The following is a 19,439-nucleotide window of genomic DNA, read 5'->3' as shown; positions in this document are numbered from 1 at the left end:
CGGCGGCAAAGGTCGCTATTCCGGCAGGTCCGGCGGCGGCCGATAGTCGGGTTCATACCCGGAGATGTGGATCGGGCTGCCGACGAGCCGAAAATCTCCGGCCGTGACAACCACTTCCGGCGTCGCCTCGAGCGCTTCGGGCAGCGTGCGCACCGCCGCGGCGGGCACTCCCAGCGGTCGCAGTCGTCGTTCCCATCCGGCGGCGGTATCGGTTGCCAGCATCGCGGTGACCACGGCCAGCACTTCGTCGCGGCGAGCGACCCGCTCGGCCATCGTCTCGAAGCCCCCGATGCCCGCCTCGGCCGCAAACGACTTCCAGAAGCCGTCGTGCGTGATGAACAGCGCCAGATACCCGTCCGCGGTCGGAAAAAGCTGGGCCGGAACGTAATAGGAGTGCGCGCCGCACGGCCGGCGCCGCGGCTCGACGCCGCTGTTGAGGTACGCCGATGCGTGATAGTTCAGCTGTGACAGCATTACGTCGCGCAGCGACACGTCGACCTGTCCACCGGTTCCGGAGATGATCTTGGCCAAAAGGCCCAGCGCCGCGGTCATTCCGGTCGAGTTGTCGGCCGAGGAGTAACCGGGTAGCGTCGGCGGGCCGTCCGGGTCGCCGGTCAGGGCGGCGGTCCCGACGCCGGCCTGGACCACGTAATCGAAGGCCGGGTCGTCGCCGCCGTACAGCCCGAACCCGGTGATCGCGACGCAGACGATCCGCTCGTTGTGCCGGCGCAGCGCGTCATAGGTGAGCCCCAGCCGCCGAATGGCCGACGGCTTCAGGTTCACCAGCAGCGCTTGCGACTCGGCGACCAGTTCACCCAACCGTTGCTGTCCCACATCGGAATTCAGGTCCAGCGCGATGCTCGACTTGTTGCGGTTGATGCTGGCGAAGTAGGTGGCGCCGACGCTGCGCGAGATTTCGCCGCCGCGGGGTTCGATCTTGACGACCTCGGCGCCGAGGTCCGCGAGCAGCATGGTGGCGTACGGACCCGCCAGCATGGTGCCGACTTCCAGGATCCGTATGCCTGCCAGCGGCCCGGTGAAGCTGGCAGTCAACGCAATTCCGCCGCGAGCGAGGCGATCACTTCGCGGGTGCGGCGCTTGGAAGCGACCAGCTCATCCCGGTTGTCACCGATCGGCAGCAGGCGTACCGACAAGTCGGTCACACCGGCGTCGGCGAAAGCGCGGAATCGCCGCAGAATCTGTTCCGCGTCGCCGGCCGCACACAGATCACCGACATCGTGGGCATCGCCGCGGTCGAGCAACCGCTGATAGTTGGGCGACACCTCCGCCTCGCCCAGGATGCGGTTGGCCCGCTCTTTCGCGTCGTCGACTTGGGAAGGCGCACAGAGGCATACCGGGATACCCGCAATGATCCGCGGCGCGGGGCGACCGGCGTCCGCCGCGGCCTTGGTGATCTTCGGCGCGATGTGATCACCGATCGCGCGTTCGTCGGCCATCCACAACACGGTGCCGTCGGCGAGTTCACCGGCGATCTGCAGCATCACCGGACCCAACGCGGCGACCAGGACCGGCATCGGGGTATCGGCCCCGATCGCCATCGGGTTGTGCACCGTGAACGAGTCGTTCTCGACGTCAACCGATCCCGGGCCGGCGATCGCGGCGTTGAGCACCTGCAGGTAGTCGCGGGTGTAGGCAGCCGGCTTCTCATACGGCAAGCCGAGCATGTCGCGGACGATCCAGTGGTGCGACGGTCCAACACCCAGTGCCAAGCGCCCGGCAGCCACGGCATGCGTCGAGAGCGCTTGGCGGGCAAGAGCAATCGGATGCTGCGCCTGCAGCGGCACCACCGCGGTACCCAGCTCGATGCGTGAGCTGTGCGCGGCCATCAGCGATACCATGGTCAGGCAGTCGAAGTCGTTGGGTACCTGCGGCATCCACGCGGTGTCCAGCCCCGCGGATTCGGCCCATTCGATATCGGAGATCAGCTTGTCCACCTTGCGGGCCATGTCGCCCCGCTCGGCGCCGATCATCGCTCCGACGCGCATGGTTCCTCCGTGACTGGATCGGGAGTGCCGGTCAGCGCGCGGATTTCGCGCACCAAGGTTTCCAGCGGTGTGCCGGTGGGAAACACCGCCGCGGCACCGGCGGAGACGAGTTTGGGGACGTCGGCGTGCGGGATGGTTCCGCCGACGACGACGGCGATGTCGGCGGCGTCGGCGGCGCGCAACGCTTCGACGGTCCGGGCGGTGAGCGCCAGATGCGCACCGGACAGGATGCTCAGGCCCACGACGGCGACGTCTTCCTGGACCGCGATCGACGCGATATCTTCGATGCGCTGACGGATACCGGTGTAGATGACCTCGAATCCGGCGTCACGCAAGGTGCGGGCCACGATCTTGGCGCCCCGGTCGTGCCCGTCGAGGCCGGGTTTCGCGACCAGAATTCTTACCGCCATCTAGAACACCACCGGTTGCTGGAATTCGCCCCATACCACCTTGAGTGCGGAGACCATCTCCCCGACCGTGCAATAGGCGTTGGCACAGTCGATCAGTTTATGCATCAGGTTGTCGCCGCCCTCGGCGCCACGCGACAGTGCCGCAAGGGTGGATTCGACCGCGGCCGAATCTCTTTCGGTCTTAACCTTGGATAGCCGCTTGAGCTGCAGATCACGCCCTTCGGCGTCGAGCTCATAGGTGACCACGTCGGGTTCGGGCTCCTCGGTCACGAACCGATTGACCCCGACCACCGGGCGGGTACCGGCTTCGACGTGCTGATGCATGTTGAAGGCCTCGTCGGCGATCAGGCCCTGCAGGTAGCCGTCCTCGATCGCTTGGACCATACCGCCGTGCCGCTCGAGGTCGGACATGATCTCGATGATGCGGGCCTCGGTGGCGTCGGTGAGCGCCTCGACGAAATATGAGCCGCCCAGCGGGTCGGCGACGCTGGCCACGCCGGTTTCATGCGCCAGGATTTGTTGGGTCCGCAGCGCCAGAGTCGTGGTTTCCTCGGTGGGCAGGGCGAACGGCTCGTCCCAGGCCGCGGTGAACATCGACTGCACACCCCCCAGTACCGCGGCCATCGCCTCGTAGGCGACCCGGACGATGTTGTTGTGCGCTTGCGGCGCGTACAGCGACGCGCCCCCGCAGACGCAGCCGAAGCGAAACATCGCCGCTTTTTCGCTTTTCGCGCCGTATCGCTCCTGCACGATGGTCGCCCAACGTCGGCGCCCCGCAAGGTATTTGGCGATCTCCTCGAAGAAGTCGCCGTGGGTGTAGAAGAAGAACGAGATCTGCGGGGCGAATTGGTCGATCGTCATGCGACCGCGCTCCACCACGGTGTCGCAATACGTCACCCCGTCGGCCAAGGTGAACGCCATCTCCTGCACCGCGTTGACGCCCGCGTCGCGGAAATGCGCACCGGCCACCGAAATTGCGTTGAATCTCGGGACCTCGGCCGCGCAAAACTCGATGGTGTCGGCGATCAGCCGCAGTGACGGTTCCGGCGGCCAGATCCAGGTTCCGCGCGAGGCGTACTCCTTGAGGATGTCGTTCTGGATGGTGCCGGTGAGCTTGGCCCGCGGGATCCCTTTCTTCTCGGCGGCGGCGACGTAGAACGCCAGCAGAATCGCCGCGGTCCCGTTGATCGTCATGCTCGTGCTGAGCTTGTCCAGCGGGATGCCGTCAAACAAGATCTCGAAGTCCGCCAGGGTGTCGACCGCGACGCCGACCCGGCCGACTTCCTCGCCGAACTCGGGGTCGTCGGAGTCGTATCCGCACTGGGTGGGCAGGTCGAGCGCCACCGACAGCCCGGTTCCGCCCTGATCGAGCAGGTATCGGTAGCGGCGGTTGGATTCCTCGGCGGTGCCGAAGCCGGAGTACTGCCGGAAAGTCCACAGCTTGCCTCGGTAGCCGGACGCGAAGTTGCCCCGCGTGAAGGGGAACTCTCCGGGCGCCGGCGGCTCCGCGCTCCTATCCGCTGGCCCGTATACGGGCTGCAGCGGGATGCCGGAGGGACTGTGGGCCATATTATCCATCGATGAATAACGTACTTGCAAAAAAAAGAGAATGCTAATACCACGTGTTGACCAGGCTAAATGCAGCGCGGTGACCAACATGGCCGATGACGCGAAGTTGGCCGAGTCGTCACGCAGTCCGGAGATCATGGGCGACGCCGCCGCCGAGATCCTCTCCCGCCCTGCTCGGCAGGCCACCGGCAATTGCTACATCGATTCCGGGGTGCTGCGGACGAGCGGAGTCGCGGACCTGTCCCGTTACGGTGGCGGCGCGCAGCCCATTCCCGATCAGCTCGCGGACTGAATACCTAAGCACGGCGGATGATTTCGCCGTTCGGGATCGCCAGCCAACCGTCCTTCGCCGCCGCCCAGTCCCGCCATGCCTGCGCGATCTCCTCGAGCTGCGCGGGGGTGGCCAGACCGAACCGCAGAATGTCGGCGGCGATGCCGGAGTGCAGGATCCGGTCGGCCCACATGCCGCCCCACCATTCGCGGGCCTCGTCGGTGGCAAAGCACCAGAGGCTTCCGGTGGGCGTCACGTCGTCGAAGCCCGCCTCCAGCGCCCACGACAGCAGGCGCCGGCCGGCGTCCGGCTCGCCACCGTTGGCTCGCGCGGCCTGTTGGTAGATGTCGCGCCAAAAGTCCAGTGCCGCAAGGCGTGGGAACCAGACAAACCCCGCGTAGTCGGCATCGCGAGCGGCCACGATGCCGCCGGGTGTACACACCCTGCGCATCTCGCGCAGCGCGCGCACCGGATCGGCGAGGTGCTGCAGCACCTGGTGCGCGTGCACGACATCGAATGTGTCGTCGGCCATGTCGAGCCGACCCACGTCGGCGGTCGCGAACGAGATGTTGGACAGGTTGCGTTGCTGGGCCTCGGTGCGGGCCGCGTCGAGGACGTCGGCGAATTGATCGACAGCCGTGACCGATCCGGGTGCCACGATGTTGGCGAGGTCCGCGGTGATGGTCCCCGGGCCGCAGCCCACGTCGAGCAGCGATAGCCCCGGCCGCAGGTACGGCAGCAGGTAGCCCGCTGAGTCCGCCGCGGTGCGCCGCTGGTGGCTGCGCAGTGCCGACTCGTGATGTCCGTTCGTGTAGGTGGCTCGGTCGCTCATGACGCAAAGTCTACCGAAGTCCAGTCATAATATGAAACTAGCATCTCACTATGTGAGATGCGTCAGTCTACGGAGACGTTGAGAATCGGACGGTCGACACCGGCTCCGGGACCGTCGAAGTGCCACCACTCGCCGGAATACGGGGACAGCCCGCCGTACTTCATCGCATCGCGCAAACTGGCCCGATTGGCCTGAGCGTCGGCGCTGACACCCTGCGTGGCGAAGGCCGTTGCGCGCGGGGTGAAATCGTCGAAGTCGGTGCCCATGTCGGCCAGACATAGCCCACCCGCGTGACGTTCGGGCGGGCACTGCGGTTGCACGCTGGTAAAGGTCACGTCCACCGAACGCCCCGACTCGTGGCTGTGCGCAAACTGACCCGGCCGCGCCACCCAGGCCGGGTTGGGAACCACATTAAACATCCTGACCTGAACGTCGTGGGGCCGATAGCAATCCCAGAACACCAGCAGGTGCCCCTGGGGACGCAGCGCCGACGCGGCGGTCGCGAGGCCTTGAGCCATGGATTGGTGCACCAGGCAACGGGCGTCGGAGGGATACAACTGCGTGCCGGTGAAGTTGTTGGTCGTCGCGTAGCGCAGGTCGACGACGGCATCGGGGACGACGGTGCGAACGTCGACGAAATCGGCCGCGCGTGCCGCGTCACTGACGGGCGGCACGTCCGGGCCGGCCTGTGCGGTTGTGGCTGCGGATACCGCGACTGCCACTAGCGAGAGAACCAGGCGCACATAACGCATCCCGCCATTGTCGCGGCTGTTCGTCGATTAACCCGGTAGGCCGATGGCGGAAAATACGCCGTCAGGGTCGAACTGCATCTTGACCGCACCCAGGCGCGTGGCGTTGCCGCCATACGCATGCGCGGTCTGCTCGTGCGCGTCCGGCCCCAGCATGTTCGGATAGCCACCGGGCAGGGCGTGCGGCGCCAGGCCCGCGTCGACCCGGTCCGCCCAGCCGATGTGTGCGGTCGCGTCGTCGGGCAGGGCAACGGGCCCGTCATTGATGAACCGCGGCCGATCACTTATGGTCCTGGGTCGCCGATCGGCTAGCCCGTGGTCGGCGGCCCGAAGGAGCAATGGCGATGGCGAAGTTCGGCGTGGGTGTCATGCACAACACGATCAATTCGCGTTTCGGCCCAAAGCCGTTGATCCACGCCGACTACCTGACCGGACTGGCCTGCGGAGCCGACTCGTTCTGGGTCGCCGACCATCTAAATTCGGTTCTGCGGCCGTCGATGTGGAACACCAAGCACGTCGGCGCCGCTCGCATCATCCCGAAGATGGACGCGCACCTCGAACCCTGGACGATGCTCGGCTATCTCGCCGGGCGCAACAAGGCCCGAATGCGGCTGGGGGTGGCGGTCACCGACGCCGGCCGGCGCAACCCCGCCGTCACGGCGCAGGCCGTCGCCTCGCTGCATCTGTTGGCCAAGGGGCGCGCGGTGCTCGGCATCGGAACCGGTGAGCGAGAAAGCAATGCGCCCTATGGAGTCGACTGGTCGCAGCCGGTGGGGCGCTTCGAGGAGGCGGCAGCCACCATCCGGGCGCTATGGAACTCCAATGGCGAGTTGGTCAGCCGGGATTCGGAGTTCTTTCCTTTGCACAACGCGACTTTCGCGCTGCCGCCGTATAAGGGCAAGTGGCCGGAGATCTGGATCGCCGCCCACGGGCCCCGGATGATGCGCGCCACCGGCAAATACGCCGATGGCTGGTTCCCCGGGACGACGCGGGCGGGCGAATACGGTGAGCAACTCGAGATCGTGCGCACCGCGGCCTCGAATGCGGGCCGCGACCCGCAAGCCATCACCCCCGCGCTGATCCGGTTCATTGTGACCGGACGGTCCCGCGACGAAATCGACGAGGTCGTCGACTCCGACATCGCCAAGGTCTTCACCCTCAACTCCCCCGCCAAGGACTGGGAACGCCACGGCGCGCAGCATCCGCTCGGCGCGGACTTCACCGGAGTCCAGGACCTGATTCCGCAATTGATCGACGAACAGACCGCCCTGTCTTATGCGGCGAAGGTTCCGCGATCGCTCGTCCGGGAATTGTTCGCGGTGGGCACACCCGATGAGGTCATCGAACAAATCGCGGAGTTTCGCGACCATGGCCTGCGCTACCCGTCGTGGGCAATGCCGGTGCGATTCAACCGAGTTTGCGCAAAAGCGCGTCCGCGACCACGCCCTACATCAAGGTCGTGCGAGGCCTGCGCAAGCTCTAGCAAGGAGGCGATTGGCAATGCCGATGATTGACCTGACATTCGCGCGTGGCTCCATCGACGACGACGCGTTGAGCCGGCTCACCGACGAATTGGTCAGCGCGCTGCTGCGCGCCGAACGCGCACCCGGCACACCGTTTTTGCGCGACAACACCCTGGTGTATCTACACGCGAAGGAGCCGGCCGAGGTCTCGGTCGGTGGCCGCGGGTCGGGCGAACCCCGGTTCCGGGTAGAGCTCACGGTGTTCGCGGGCGCACTCGACAAGGCCCGCAAGGAACAGCTCGCCGCCGACGTGCACGAGGCGGTGTGTGCCGCGGCGGGAATCGAGCCGCACGGCCCGCGGGCGTTTCAGATCTGGACGCTGATTCACGAAATCCCGGAAGGTAATTGGGCTGGCGGCGGCAACATCATTTACTACCAGCAGGTGAAAGGCCTGGTCGCCGAGTGATGCGGGCAGGTGTGTGAGCTGGACAGCACAATGCTGCAGCATGTGATTTGTCTAACTGTCAACTCTTTATAGCCATTTTCGTTCACTACCTTTGGTAGGTTCCAGCGGAGTCTATGGCTAGGAAATCAATGCGAAAAATCCCCGCGCTGTTGTGCATCGGCGCCAATATTCTTGGAGCGGCTGCGTTTTGCGGAGCAACGGGCGTCGCGGCCGCGGATGTTAGTTCAGGTGGTTCGCTGGTGCCGTTGACGCCGAAGTTCCGGGCGTGCGACTTCACCTGGGCGGTCAATGTGCCGACAATGGGCAAGGGCAGCGGTCAGACGGTCATCAGTAAGGCGTCGAACAAGGTCGTCGCGCAGGTGCAATTGATTGCCGCCGAACCGGGATCCCATTACAACGTCCGACTGATTCAGACGCCCCGAACTTCGGCGGGGTGCGGTGCCGGAGATGCCGGGGTCAGTGCCGGCGGAATCGACACCGACGGCAGCGGCGCGGGCACGGTAACACTGGACGGCCCGATCGCGGCGAATTCCACGGGGGTTTGGGTTTTCGTCGACCGCCCGTCGCCGCACTCGCAGACACCGATCGACTTCTACACGTCGGAAATCGTCACGCCGATCTAGTTGCGCTACAACGTATCTGAGTGATCCGATACGGGGTCGCTACGATGGATTTCATGGCTCCCAAAGTGGCGACCGCGGACGTGGTCAGTCTCCCCGAACTGCTCGAGTTCATCCGGCCGAGACACAAGATGCTGCTGACCACGTTCCGTGCGGACGGCTCGTTGCACAGTTCACCGGTAACCGGTGGCGTCGACGAGCAGGGCCGCATCGTGATTGCGTCGTACCCACAGCGCGCCAAGAGTGCGAATATCCGCCGCACCCCGTCGGCGAGCGTGGTCGTCCTCTCCGATGATTTCAATGGGCCTTATGTGCAAGTCGATGGGGATGCGGAAGTAATCGACCTACCCGAAGCGGTGGAATTGCTCGTCGACTACTTCCGGGTGATCGCCGGAGAGCACTCCGACTGGGCCGAGTACCGTCGCGCCATGATGGATCAGGGCAAGTGTCTGATTCGCGTCACGCCGCGCCGCTGGGGCCCGGTGGCCACCGGAGGTTTTCCGCCGAAATAACGGCTCATGCCGACTCAGGAATGTAAACCCCTTGTCCCTGGGCCAATTTCTCCAACGTGTCATACGCCATCCACACGAAGCCCTTTTCGCCCCAACGTCTTCCCCAGCTGTTCTGAATGCGGACCGCGCCGGTGGACTTCGTGTACGCGTCGTCGTAGCCGACGATGACCATCACATGCCCAGACTTCTTGCCGTTTTTGTCGCGGCTTAGCTTTCCATTCCCGACGTAGGGCGAGGGCTGGCCGCGGTAGTGCGAAAAGTCGGTGTACAGGGAGGTGCCAAAAGCGATCGGCGTACCCGACGCGATGACGGCGCGCAAATTATTCAAACCCTCGGCGCCGGTGACGTGGGTCAACTTGTACTCGGGGACACGGAAGCGGGGATCCGGCGGAATGGTCTGCGAGCCGTACTCGCCCCACTCCACCCGACACGTCGCTTTGAATCCCGGCTTGTGGTTGGGGGCGGCGGCCAGCGATGGAGTGCCGCCGTTATCTCGAAGCCAATCCAGACATTTGGTGATTTGGCCGCCGTGGCAGGTGTTCTCGGGGGTCTTGTTCGCGATTTCGTAGCGAATGTAGGCGTAGTCGGGTCCGGCCTGGCGGTCGGGACTGGTTGGCGGTGTGCGGCTTTTGCGGGCCGCGTAGAACGTCGCGAGGCCGTATACGGAGCCCCACACGAAGCAATTCGGCATGGTCTGCCGCCCGACCGGCGGTAACCACTCCCCGGGGACCGCCGCTGCCGGCGGTACTTCGCCCGGGTGCCTGGGCCTTTCCGTCTCCCCCAGCTCGGGGATGTCGGGGTCGTATCCGTAGGAGGTGAGGTCGACCAGTTCTTCGCTCTGGCTTTGGGTTGCGCTTGGGCTCTGACTCTGTTCGTGGCCGCCACACGAGGGCAATGCCGCTGCCACGGCGCCGGCCACCGACAGGCTCAGCAGCGAGCGCCGGTTGATCCCTGGATCCACGGGCTCTCCTAGGACACACGACAAAGTTGCCAACGACGCCTAACAACCTAATTGCGTCCAACCGTGCTCGCCCGGCATTGCAGAAGCGCGGTTGGCCAACCACGCGGGACCAACAATGATCCCAGTGAGGATGTCGCGACAGCGCTCGGCGCCTACATGCGGATAGCGAATACCCTGACGGCCGCGTTCACGCGATGCCTCAGAACAATCGGTATCGCGACCTACAGAGAGCGGGACGGCGACAACGTGTTTGCGTATCTTCTGGTCGCCCGCCTACGCAACGTCCGTTACAGCAAATCGGCGCCCGTACCTTGGGCACCGCGCCTACGTCCGGTAGTCCAGTTGTCGGCTTGGTCGAACAGCTCTGCCGGGTGACTTCGGCTGTCGCAACGCTTAGCGCCTCCGAGGCAAGATGACTCATACCCTCGACGGCATCAGCGATGAGGCGCGCCCAGGGCGCTACCCAATGCGGCCACATTATTTTCCGGTGAAACAAGTTGCGATCCATCGTTGTAACAGCCCCCAATCGTCTGGTGATTGCAATTGCTGTACGGCGGAGAGCCGGGACGGACGCTGTCGTCGGCGTCAATTAGAAGTCGCTGATACCGACAGGATGCGCAGCAGTCCATAAACCAACTGCCATGCATTGATGTTGGACATAACGGTCGAAATAGTGGCTTCCAGTGACTATCGATTTCAGCAAAAATAAGAGGAAATACCGGCAGAGCCAGCATCACACCCCACTAGCGGAGACAAGCCGCCGATCTTCACAGTTAACGGTACGGACGTCCCGAAATGCGTTCTCAGAGAGAACACAAAAGCCCAGTACAACGCCATCAGCCTTTTGATCAAGTCACCGGGCTCTCTCTGAGTCGGACTGGTAAATCGGTCGCCGATGAATACGGCTTCCACATCAGGAAAGATATGATTGAAATCAACATAATTAGCAGCAAAGCCCACGCGGCCGCGTCGAGTGATCCCTGCACAGCTCGTGTCTCGAGATAGATGCGCAGCCCGAGCGTGATGACAGCCGATGAAATCGGCATCACCACCAAAGCGGCCAAAGGGACCGGTGGGTATCTTTTCGCTGCGAGCGCTACCGCCATCATCAAACCCTTTCGTTACCCGGAGTTAACGTTCGCCTAGTTGTGAATCCGTACCACGCCAGAACCGCGAGGCGCGATCGTCGCCTGCAGGAATTAACGGTTTCTTGACGTCGCGCACCGGATAATTTTCACGGTTTCTTGACACCCTTGCGTCGTGGATTCGCACCAGCTCTGCGGCGGACAGGAAGCCCGTTGGCGCCTTCAGCAGCAACCTGCATGACCCGGGCGTGGTCATCATTGGCGGCCGAGGCGCGTGCAGGTCCGGGCCTCAGAGTACCTGTCCCGCAACAGAGTTGGTGGATGCTGGTATCGAGCGAGCGCCCATAGTTCTCGCGCTTCGCAGGTGATGCCGATAAACAGCAAGACGGTTCGTCGCGAGCGGCACTTAGGCTGTGGCGCGACTAGTGCGACCGCCAAATTTAGAAAGCCCTGGCGATGCCGTCGACAACGGGGCGCATAGCCGAGAATCGCACACCCCATAAGCAGGCCAGGTTGACGAAGCTGGTTGTGAACCTCCGTGACCTCGCCTTACGCGTCTTGCTGATCAAAACCCAGTCGGCCACAGCGGGCTAAGAGATGCGCCCGTGAGTCCACCCGTCCCACGGTTGTTCCGCGCGAGCGTGCGCGATTGCCCGCCCGTGCCTCCGCAGCTCGCGCCCGGCCTCAGCGGGTCGTTCAGCAAAGGTGTAAGCAAATCGTATATAGCGATAGTTCCGCTTGCACCGATGGGCGATCAATCGATAATCGTTATCACAGTTTCGGAGGGGAAGTCGGGACTTTTCGAGGGGGAAAGTCGTCGTGAGTTTAGCGCATATCCTTTCCTACGCATCGCGAGTGGGAACCTTCTCGATCAGCACACTCAGTGCGGGCTCCAGCAACCTCTGCGATTTGGTTTCACAGATCAGCGAGATTCGCGCTCAATTTCGTTCCAACGGTCGCAAACCCGCAGATGTCGTGCTCTTTCACGGCCAGCAGGGACCCGCCGCGTTTGTGACCTTCTGGGCATGTGTGCTCGAGGGGCTTGTGTTCGCGCCGGTGGATACAACTTGGCCCGACTTTCGCTTGCGTCAACTCTGCGAGCGCATCAAACCCGACCAAATCGTCGCCGAGCCGCTGTCAGACCAACGGTGGGAAGGTCTGCGTCCGGGTTGCCCAGTAGAGGTGGTGGGGCCCGGCCGGCAGCGGCAGGGACATCCCAGGATCGCCGAGCCGGTGTCGGTGCCACCGACAGCGCCAGCGGCTTATCTGTGCACATCAGGTTCAACGGGTACGCCAAAAATTGTCGTGCTGAGCCATGGCGCGCTGGCCGGAAGTGCTCAACGCGTTGTGGACGCGTTCGGCTGGCGCAGTGACGAGACACTTTTGAACTTGCCTGAGCCACACACGATTAGTGGCTTACGCAATGCGCTCATCGCCGCTCCGCTGCTCGGGGTTCGCAGCGTCGCGCTTCCACCGCGCGACCGGCGAACCGTTTTGCACATTGTCGATGTTGTCCACGAGAAGGCGGTGACACGGCTCGTCGCCGCTCCGCTTGTGCTTCGACAGATCAACTTGATGGGCCGCCGGATTTCGCCTACGCAACTGGCTTCGCTGCGCGCTGTGTATTGCACGGGCGCCGATCTACATATGGCTGAAACCCAGGTTTTCCACGCCGCCACCGGGGTTCCGGTGATCAATTACTACGGTCTGACCGAGAGTGCCGGAATCTGCCTTTCACAAGTGGTCGAGAATTGGGATCCGCTTGACGGATCACTCGGGTGGACGGTCGGCGTGGAAGCGCGTCTCGTGGATGAAGCGGGAAACGTTCTCGGGAGTGGCGGCGCCGGCGAGCTCCAGGTGCGCATGGTCGAACCTGCGCCCCACTATCTCGACGACCCGGTGGCCACAGCGTCCCTCTATGCCGGCGACTGGCTGCGCACGGGCGACATCATGCGGCGCGACAGCCAGGGCCGTCACTTCCTCTTGGGTCGAACCGGGCTATTCATTAACAGTGTCACGACGGAACGTATCTCGCCTCAGCAAATCGAGGCAGTGCTGGAACGGCACCCAATTGTGTGTGAGGCTGCGGTCGCTGGCGTAGCTGACTTGCACGGCGGCGAACGCATAGTCGCGATCCTCGTCACCGGCGGTGAAGAGTTGAGCCTTGACACCAAACGCGAACTTGCCGCGCTGGTCTCATCACGCTTGGGCCCGACCCATGTTCCGACACGGTTCGAGTTGACCACTGCGCTGCCCAGGGCGGCGACCGGCAAACTCCTGCGCCGCGAATTGGTCGAGCTGGTGAGCAATGATTGACACAACCATCGACGATGCGCCTAGCACCGCTGGGTCACGCTGCTACGCAGCGCTAAAGACCGACGCTGCTGCTGACACCCCGTGGCTGGTGACCGAGAGAGTGCAAATCACGCACGGCGAGTTGCATGATCGGATCGGCAGAGTTGGCGCCTTACTGCAAAAGCGGGGCATCACGGTCGGTTCGCGGGTGGTCATCGCAACCTCGAGCGATAAGGAAGCGGCGATGCTGTTCATCGCCCTGATATGTCACGGAGTTACCGCCGTCAACCTTGATGCTGATACAGGCCCCGAGCGCGCTGCCGCCCTGATCACCAAGGCCAAACCGGTGTTGACAATCGCGGACAGCGACCTGGTAAAGCATTGGTCTTTGACAGCGATGACGGCGCCTATCTTGGAAATCACAGGCGCCGCAACGCCTTCCGGGGTGCTCAGTCGTCTACTGGGTAAGTCTCCCCAAAGCGGTCTCCAAGCCGAACTCGCAGCGCAGGATTTGGTCGCTCCGCCTACCAGCGTCCCGGCCGAAACCATTGCCTACATCATGTTCACGTCGGGCACTACCAGCCAGCCCAAAGGGGTGGGCATCAGTCACCGTGCCCTGTTTGCTCACCTCGAAACCTTGGCAAAGGTCTACGGATATGGGCCGCAGAGCCGCATCCTGAATCCGCTCATGCTCTCGCATGCAGACGGCATGATCCAGGGCCCGGTAATGGCTTTCTTCACTGGTGCGACTGTCTACCGCCCGATGGACTTCCAGGTTGCGGCGGTTTCGGCATTACTCGATGCCGTCTACCAGTTGCGTATCACCCACATGATCGCGGTGCCAACCATGCTCGCGCTCATGCTGCGACTTGGCCACGATCAGCGAGACTCCTTCCAGGGCGGCGACTTTCGTTACATGATCTCGTGCGGCGCGCAACTGGAAAGCGCGCTGCAGACCGCCTTCGTAGACAACTACGGAGTGGCCGTGGTCAACGTCTACGGACTTACGGAAACGACCGGGGGGCGTTTTCGCGCGCACTGACGATGACACCGGCGCAGCTGGCAGCATCGGCCAGCCGGTCGACTGTGAATTGCGCATCGTGGACGACGCGGGCCACGAGGTACCGCCCGGCGCTGCGGGAGAACTGACGGTCCGCGGAAAGATGCTGATGTCCGGCTATTTTGACGAGCCGGCACTGACCGCCACGGCACTTCGCGACGGCTGGCTTCACACCGGGGACATCGCTCGCCTCGGTAGCGACGGCAATTACCGAATCTGCGGTCGGAAGAAAAACATTGTTATTCGTGGTGGCTACAACATCCATCCAGAGGAAATCACCGAGGTTCTTCAGATGCACCCGAGCGTGACAGAAGCGGTGAGCTTCGGGCGACTCGATCCGATATGGGGCGAGACTCTCGTCGCGTTAGTAGTCGCGCGCGATGTCGCGGTTTCAGAACTCCACGAGTACTGCGCCATGCACCTGGAACCACGCAAGTTGCCGACCCGAATAGTCATCGTGCCGAAGTTGCCACGGGGCCGCAGCGGCAAGGTGCTCTTGGATCAGGCCAGCACGATGGTCGCGGCCGCTGAGGTGTCTCATAGTGCCAGCGCCGGAGGATCGACCGGCGCGATAGAGGACCGGTTGCTCGATGTCGCCGCACGTTGTTTCAAACAACCACGCGCCGCACTCCGGCTGACCAGTTCACCCGAAGACATTTCCGGCTGGGATTCTTTGGCGCACATGGAGTTCGTCGTGGCGATCGAAGCGGAGTTTGGTATCGAGCTCAGCGCGCGAGATATCATGGGACTCACCAGGTTAGACAAAGCTCTCCCCCTGGTTCAGCGGTGACACGGCGGCATCCACCCATCTGGGTGTTTCCAGCCGCGGTGCTCCTCGTCGCGCTGATTTGTGGGTTGTCCCTCGTAGCCGGCAACCTGGCGGTGCCGCAGGTACTGCACCTCGAACGCCTCAATTCTCCTGCCGGCACCTTACATGTTGTGGTCATCGGTACTTCTAAAGTCCGGTACGGAATCGACTACGATGATCGGTTCGCTAAGCGGCCCGGGGTTCCCAATGGCCTTGTGTTTCATCGCATCACGCGCGATGCCGGTACGCCGCGATTGCTCGAACCCGCGTTGATTGCATCGCTGGCGCACCCTCCGGACTTGTTGCTGATTGAAAGCGATCTGCTGCTGGTCGATCAGCGCTCATACTTTGACCATCCCCGGTGGTCGACGACGTGGCCGGAGTTCCAAGTCTATCTAGGCCATTTGGGGCAAAACCTCGCGCTGCTCCTAGATGGCGGACCCGGGTATGACGGCAACGAGGGCGTCGACCGATGGCTCAGCCCGCCAGCCTGCTCGCAGCTGCGACAAGGCTACGCAGAAAAGGCCGCCGGCTGGCGGATTGCCCGACCCGAGGCGATAACCCGGTTTACGACCCTGCTTAAACAGTTGGCTCATCGCGGCACGACGGTGGTGCTGCTGGATGTTCCCGTCTCGGCAACAGCGGGCCGCCTGCAACCTGTCGGTCTGCGCGACGAGGCGGCTCACCACCGCCAACAGCTGCAGGCGGAGCTGGGGGCGCAATCCTGGTCGCCCCCACCGTTTCCGGAAAGCAGCTACTGCGACTTGGGGCATTTCAACGAAGACGGCCGAAAGCGCTACAGCGCCTGGTTAGCAACACAAATCATTGCGTGGCAGGAGTCCCGCCATTAGCGATGCGGTCCTTCTCTGCTGGATTCTTGGCTGTAGCGGGCTTGCGGCGGTCATGTCGTGGCGCCTTCCGCCGCGCTGGCGAGCGACTGGGATAACAGCCAGCGGCGCGCTGATCCTCGCTGTGCTCTCTGCGTCATCCCTGTTGATTCTTGCGATTTGCGCCGGTTGGACCTTCTACGTCGCACGCCGATGGATCCGCAGGCGCGGCGTGCTGCCGATCGCTGTGGCGGTGCTCGCGGCGTTCTACGCAGCGAATCTCTACTTTGGTAAGGGCAATGGCGACGGACTCACCCAGCGCGTGGTACTTCCACTTGGGATGGCTTTCTATGTCCTGCGGCTGGTGCACTACCTCTTCGAGGCATTTAAGGGCAACCTTCGTGCGCACGATTTCGGCGAGTACCTGGCCTATCATTTTTTGCCGGGGTCCCTGCCGCTAGGTCCGATCCATCGTTTCGACGAATTTCTCCGCGGCTGGCGCAGGCGGCGCTTCGATCATCCTGCATTCGTGCATGCGATGCAGCGCATCCTGTACGGACTCGTCAAGGTCGTCGTGGTGGGCAACTACAACCTGGGCCTCCAGCTCAGCCCGTACGTGGCGCACTGGCGAGAAACCAGTGGCCCGCTCGGTAGCTATCTCGCCGATTTGCATTACTGGACATTGCTGTATGTGGTCTTCAGCGGGTACAGCGATATCGCAATCGGATTCGGCGCCCTTACCGGTGTCACACTCCGCGAAAACTTCAACTGGCCGTTCATCGCGCGGAACATCTCAGATTTCTGGCAACGGTGGCACATGTCGCTGTCGAGCTGGTGCCGTGACTATGTGTATATCCCGGTACTCGCAGTCAGCCGCCGGCCGTCGCTGGCTCTCGTCTCGAGCATGGTGATTCTTGGGCTGTGGCATTCGCTGACGCTTCATTATCTGCTGTGGGGCTTGTATCACGGCATCGGTCTCGCTGCCCATCGCCGCTATCGGACGGCACGTGGCGAGCCGCAAACTCGGGGCCCCGTGGCAAGTCGCGTGATTCAGGTAGCGACGACCGTACTCACGTTGAACTTCGTGGTGCTCAGTTTTCAAGTCACCGATCTGGTCGAAACATGGCTTCTTGCAGGAGGTGTGTGATGTATACGTGGTGTTGCGCTCGGCTGCCGCGTCGGTTGGTCGACGTCGTGTGGACGTTATGGTACGCATTTTTTCTGGTACAGGTCATCGAGTGCCTAGTTGCGCCAGGGACCGCGATCTTTTACATGCACGGGTAGTGAGATGCATGAGTCGCTGCTCGAAATCCTGTGCTGCCCGGCCTGTCTGGGTGGACTAGACCCAAACGTGTTGGTCAACGGCGGACCGAACCTGGTCTGGGGCAGCCTGAGCTGCTCGGAGTGCGGATTGGGCATTCCGGTCCTGGAGGGATTCGGGTTCTTCACCGAACCACTGCCATCTGGCCAAATACCTGATCTGATGGCTTTGCGCCGGCTTGCTCGATCACTGCTCGGCTCAGCTACCGACTTCGAGCAGTACCAGTCCGTACGTTGGAAGCGAGGAGTCCTCGAATCCTATGCCGCGTTTCACCCGTTCAACGAATCCACCCGCGCGCTTGAACCACTGCTCCCCCACGTTGAGCCCCTACTCCATCCGGGCGATCTCATATTGGACGTGTGGTGTCGAACCGGCTGGAGTGGTGAGTATCTTGCCGCACGTTTTCCCCGGCAGCGAGTGCTGTCGTTGTGGGAGGGCAACAGCAGTGTCATGGGGTATCGAGGTTTCCGCTACCTGCTCTCCGATCGCGCCACGAATCTCGATGTGTGCTTTGTGAATCCGGGTGAGCCCTGGCCGTTTCGTGACGAATCGATGACGCTGTTACACGCCGCAGATAGTGTCCATCGCTTCCCCTGGCCCCATTTTGGTGCCGAAGCACTTCGGGTGACCAAACGCCGCGGTGCTGCGGTGTTCCCCCACGTGCACCTCAGCAACAGCGAGCCCGACCCGTTCTTCGAAAGAGGTGGCCGCCATCTGCATGGCCGCCAATACCATTCGTGGCTGTCCGCCGCCGGCGGGGTGCGCGACGCCGACGGGTGGGTTTTCAGTGAGTGCACTCTCTTCAACGGCCCGTCAACCGCGGTTCTCGTTGATGACTGTGAGACTTCGGATTACAACGGTGTCCTCGCGCTGATACCCAGACATCGTCCGCCTCCGGAAACACCTTCCCACCTGCGGGCGGAGTCAACTCGATACGCGGTGAATCCACTTTTCAGCCTTAGCATTTCGAGAGGTCAATGGCGGGTGAACCCGAACCTGCATGGCAAGAGCGTGGCCCACCTGCTCGGCCGTCATCCGGTGTACGAGGACAGACTGCCGGATGAAGCCGTTGATGTGCAGGACTCAACCCTGTCAGCATATTTGCTCGCACTGGTCGGCCAGACGACCGAGCAGATATCGGCGGCGTTTGATTCCGGGCTGCCAGTACGAGACTGGCTGCAGTTCCTCGAAGAACAGGAGCTGATTCGCGGTGTGCCCATGTCGGCGGCCGGGCATCGAATGCAGCGTTTTCACGCGAATCAGTGGGCATCCGAACCGTTGCCGGGTTCTGGTCAGCCATCCAGCACGTCTCAGAATTGCCCTTCACTATCGCGGGGCAGAACATATCCGGCCCCGGCCTCTACGAGTTGGCGCGGCTTTTCGCGAGCGCGATGTCGGGACATAACCGTGAAGACCAGGTTGTCAACGTCGTTGGCAACGGCCTTTTATTGTTGTGGTTCGCCCTCGTCAGCGCGTCCTGCGGAGCGAACGTGCGGCTAGAAGCGCAGGCTACCGATCTTCCGGCTGATTGCGGCCTGCTGGTATGGGAGAGCGACAGCGAAACTCCCGAATTCTGGATCGGCCCTCCCGATGCCGTGTCGCCCACAGATTCGGTCAATCTGCTTGAAATGCTTTCGGACGCAATCCCAGTCGACGAGCTGCCTCTTCGCGACACAGCCTTCCTCCGGATCCCCGTCGACGGTGGGTATGTGAACATCACGCTCGCGCACTTCCTTGAAGCGAGCGCCTCGATGCTTCATCAGACGGACGGGCGAGTGCACACGAGGCGTAATGACAGCCAGCTAAGAGACTTGCTCACGCTTGTTCAAGCAATCCAGGAAGCTGCATTTAAGCCGTAACCGCACCGCGCAGGGCCTCGCCGAAACGTCGTGTACATCCGATAAGTTGCTTCTGCGGCGCGATCAACTATATCCACGAAAGCCCATGCGGAATCTCAGCGTTCAAATCCGGTGTCGTAAAAGCCAGTGCAGATTCGGACACAGCGGGATAACCGCCATCAGCTTGGCGAAAATCTCATCAATGAAAGACCACGGCATCCACCACAGTGCCTCCAGCATTGCCGGCAACGGCGAAACTAGTTCCGGAACAAGACCGCCCCTCGAGGAACCGCAGTTGGCGCCCACCCGCGCGATCCCTCTTCAAGGGAATCAGCTACCCGAAGGT

General features: G+C 62.8%; 18 protein-coding genes and 2 pseudogenes. 12 read left to right on the top strand and 8 right to left on the bottom strand.

From position 1 onward, the window contains the following. Window positions 1-15: 15 nt before the first annotated feature. From G6N54_RS22555 to G6N54_RS22540, 4 genes are read right to left on the bottom strand one after another with little or no spacing between them, the layout of a single operon-like run. Window positions 16-1,053: a CaiB/BaiF CoA transferase family protein gene (locus G6N54_RS22555; RefSeq protein ID WP_163792134.1), complete on the bottom strand. Its 1,038-nt coding sequence runs from the start codon at window positions 1,051-1,053 to the stop codon at window positions 16-18. Continuing rightward, window positions 1,050-2,006: an LLM class F420-dependent oxidoreductase gene (locus G6N54_RS22550; protein ID WP_163792132.1), complete on the bottom strand. Its 957-nt coding sequence runs from the start codon at window positions 2,004-2,006 to the stop codon at window positions 1,050-1,052. The genes G6N54_RS22555 and G6N54_RS22550 overlap by 4 nt, the downstream gene beginning before the upstream one ends. Then, a complete protein-coding gene (locus G6N54_RS22545) occupies window positions 1,988-2,416 on the bottom strand; it encodes a cobalamin-dependent protein (RefSeq protein WP_163792130.1) in 429 nt (142 codons plus the stop codon). The genes G6N54_RS22550 and G6N54_RS22545 overlap by 19 nt, the downstream gene beginning before the upstream one ends. After that, complete coding sequence (locus G6N54_RS22540; RefSeq protein WP_163792128.1) at window positions 2,417-3,994, bottom strand: methylmalonyl-CoA mutase family protein; 1,578 nt, start codon at window positions 3,992-3,994, stop codon at window positions 2,417-2,419. A 64-nt stretch (window positions 3,995-4,058) separates the two neighbouring features. Here G6N54_RS22540 and G6N54_RS22535 point away from each other — a divergent pair. Then, window positions 4,059-4,277: pseudogene (locus tag G6N54_RS22535) on the top strand (SDR family oxidoreductase); the annotation flags it as partial. 4 nt (window positions 4,278-4,281) lie between these two features. On the opposite strand, the gene G6N54_RS22530 reads toward G6N54_RS22535, so the two are convergent. The 3 genes from G6N54_RS22530 to G6N54_RS30750 all read right to left on the bottom strand — a co-directional run bounded on the left by G6N54_RS22530 (window position 4,282) and on the right by G6N54_RS30750 (window position 6,176). Continuing rightward, window positions 4,282-5,088, bottom strand: coding sequence for a methyltransferase domain-containing protein (locus tag G6N54_RS22530; RefSeq protein ID WP_163792126.1), 807 nt, complete (start codon window positions 5,086-5,088; stop codon window positions 4,282-4,284). A 62-nt stretch (window positions 5,089-5,150) separates the two neighbouring features. Then, the gene (locus G6N54_RS22525) at window positions 5,151-5,840 is read right to left on the bottom strand and encodes a M15 family metallopeptidase (protein WP_163792124.1); all 690 of its coding nucleotides are present in this window, start codon (window positions 5,838-5,840) and stop codon (window positions 5,151-5,153) included. Window positions 5,841-5,867: 27 nt separating this feature from the next. Beyond that, a complete protein-coding gene (locus G6N54_RS30750; RefSeq protein ID WP_163792122.1) occupies window positions 5,868-6,176 on the bottom strand; it encodes a BBE domain-containing protein in 309 nt (102 codons plus the stop codon). 5 nt (window positions 6,177-6,181) lie between these two features. Between G6N54_RS30750 and G6N54_RS22515 the strand changes: the two are divergent. The 4 genes and pseudogenes from G6N54_RS22515 to G6N54_RS22500 all read left to right on the top strand — a co-directional run bounded on the left by G6N54_RS22515 (window position 6,182) and on the right by G6N54_RS22500 (window position 8,898). Next, window positions 6,182-7,320, top strand: a pseudogene (locus G6N54_RS22515) (LLM class flavin-dependent oxidoreductase). A gap of 17 nt (window positions 7,321-7,337) precedes the next feature. Next, entirely contained in the window at window positions 7,338-7,766 is a 429-nt protein-coding gene (locus G6N54_RS22510; protein WP_163792120.1) for a tautomerase family protein, read from the top strand. 239 nt (window positions 7,767-8,005) lie between these two features. Next, a complete protein-coding gene (locus G6N54_RS22505) occupies window positions 8,006-8,389 on the top strand; it encodes a hypothetical protein (RefSeq protein ID WP_163792118.1) in 384 nt (127 codons plus the stop codon). Window positions 8,390-8,442: 53 nt separating this feature from the next. Then, window positions 8,443-8,898: a PPOX class F420-dependent oxidoreductase gene (locus tag G6N54_RS22500; protein ID WP_163792116.1), complete on the top strand. Its 456-nt coding sequence runs from the start codon at window positions 8,443-8,445 to the stop codon at window positions 8,896-8,898. A gap of 4 nt (window positions 8,899-8,902) precedes the next feature. Here G6N54_RS22500 and G6N54_RS22495 read toward each other — a convergent pair whose 3' ends face one another. Then, window positions 8,903-9,859, bottom strand: coding sequence for a C1 family peptidase (locus G6N54_RS22495; protein ID WP_163792115.1), 957 nt, complete (start codon window positions 9,857-9,859; stop codon window positions 8,903-8,905). A gap of 1,940 nt (window positions 9,860-11,799) precedes the next feature. On the opposite strand from G6N54_RS22495, the gene G6N54_RS22490 reads away from it, so the two are divergent. The 7 genes from G6N54_RS22490 (at window position 11,800) to G6N54_RS22460 (ending at window position 19,114) form a co-directional block, all read left to right on the top strand. Continuing rightward, on the top strand, window positions 11,800-13,260 hold the full coding sequence (locus tag G6N54_RS22490; RefSeq protein ID WP_163792111.1) for a class I adenylate-forming enzyme family protein: 1,461 nt from the start codon (window positions 11,800-11,802) through the stop codon (window positions 13,258-13,260). Beyond that, a complete protein-coding gene (locus G6N54_RS22485) occupies window positions 13,253-14,281 on the top strand; it encodes an AMP-binding protein (protein ID WP_163792109.1) in 1,029 nt (342 codons plus the stop codon). Before G6N54_RS22490 ends, G6N54_RS22485 begins: the two co-directional genes overlap by 8 nt. Window positions 14,282-14,330: 49 nt before the next feature. Continuing rightward, window positions 14,331-15,089, top strand: coding sequence for an AMP-binding enzyme (locus G6N54_RS22480; RefSeq protein WP_264078363.1), 759 nt, complete (start codon window positions 14,331-14,333; stop codon window positions 15,087-15,089). Window positions 15,090-15,127: 38 nt separating this feature from the next. After that, entirely contained in the window at window positions 15,128-15,958 is an 831-nt protein-coding gene (locus G6N54_RS22475) for a hypothetical protein (RefSeq protein ID WP_163792107.1), read from the top strand. 52 nt (window positions 15,959-16,010) lie between these two features. Continuing rightward, window positions 16,011-17,081, top strand: a complete 1,071-nt coding sequence (locus G6N54_RS22470; protein ID WP_163792106.1) for an MBOAT family protein — start codon at window positions 16,011-16,013, stop codon at window positions 17,079-17,081. A 141-nt stretch (window positions 17,082-17,222) separates the two neighbouring features. Continuing rightward, window positions 17,223-18,755 carry a Trm112 family protein gene (locus G6N54_RS22465; protein WP_163792105.1) on the top strand — a complete coding sequence of 511 codons (1,533 nt, stop codon included), beginning with the start codon at window positions 17,223-17,225 and terminating at the stop codon, window positions 18,753-18,755. Further along, window positions 18,746-19,114, top strand: a complete 369-nt coding sequence (locus G6N54_RS22460; RefSeq protein WP_163792104.1) for a hypothetical protein — start codon at window positions 18,746-18,748, stop codon at window positions 19,112-19,114. The genes G6N54_RS22465 and G6N54_RS22460 overlap by 10 nt, the downstream gene beginning before the upstream one ends. Window positions 19,115-19,439: the final 325 nt, after the last annotated feature.

The organism is Mycobacterium stomatepiae, assembly GCF_010731715.1.
GTDB classification, from domain to species: domain Bacteria; phylum Actinomycetota; class Actinomycetes; order Mycobacteriales; family Mycobacteriaceae; genus Mycobacterium; species Mycobacterium stomatepiae.
Note: the sequence above shows the minus strand (reverse complement) of the source record. Positions and strands in the feature narration are given on the sequence as shown.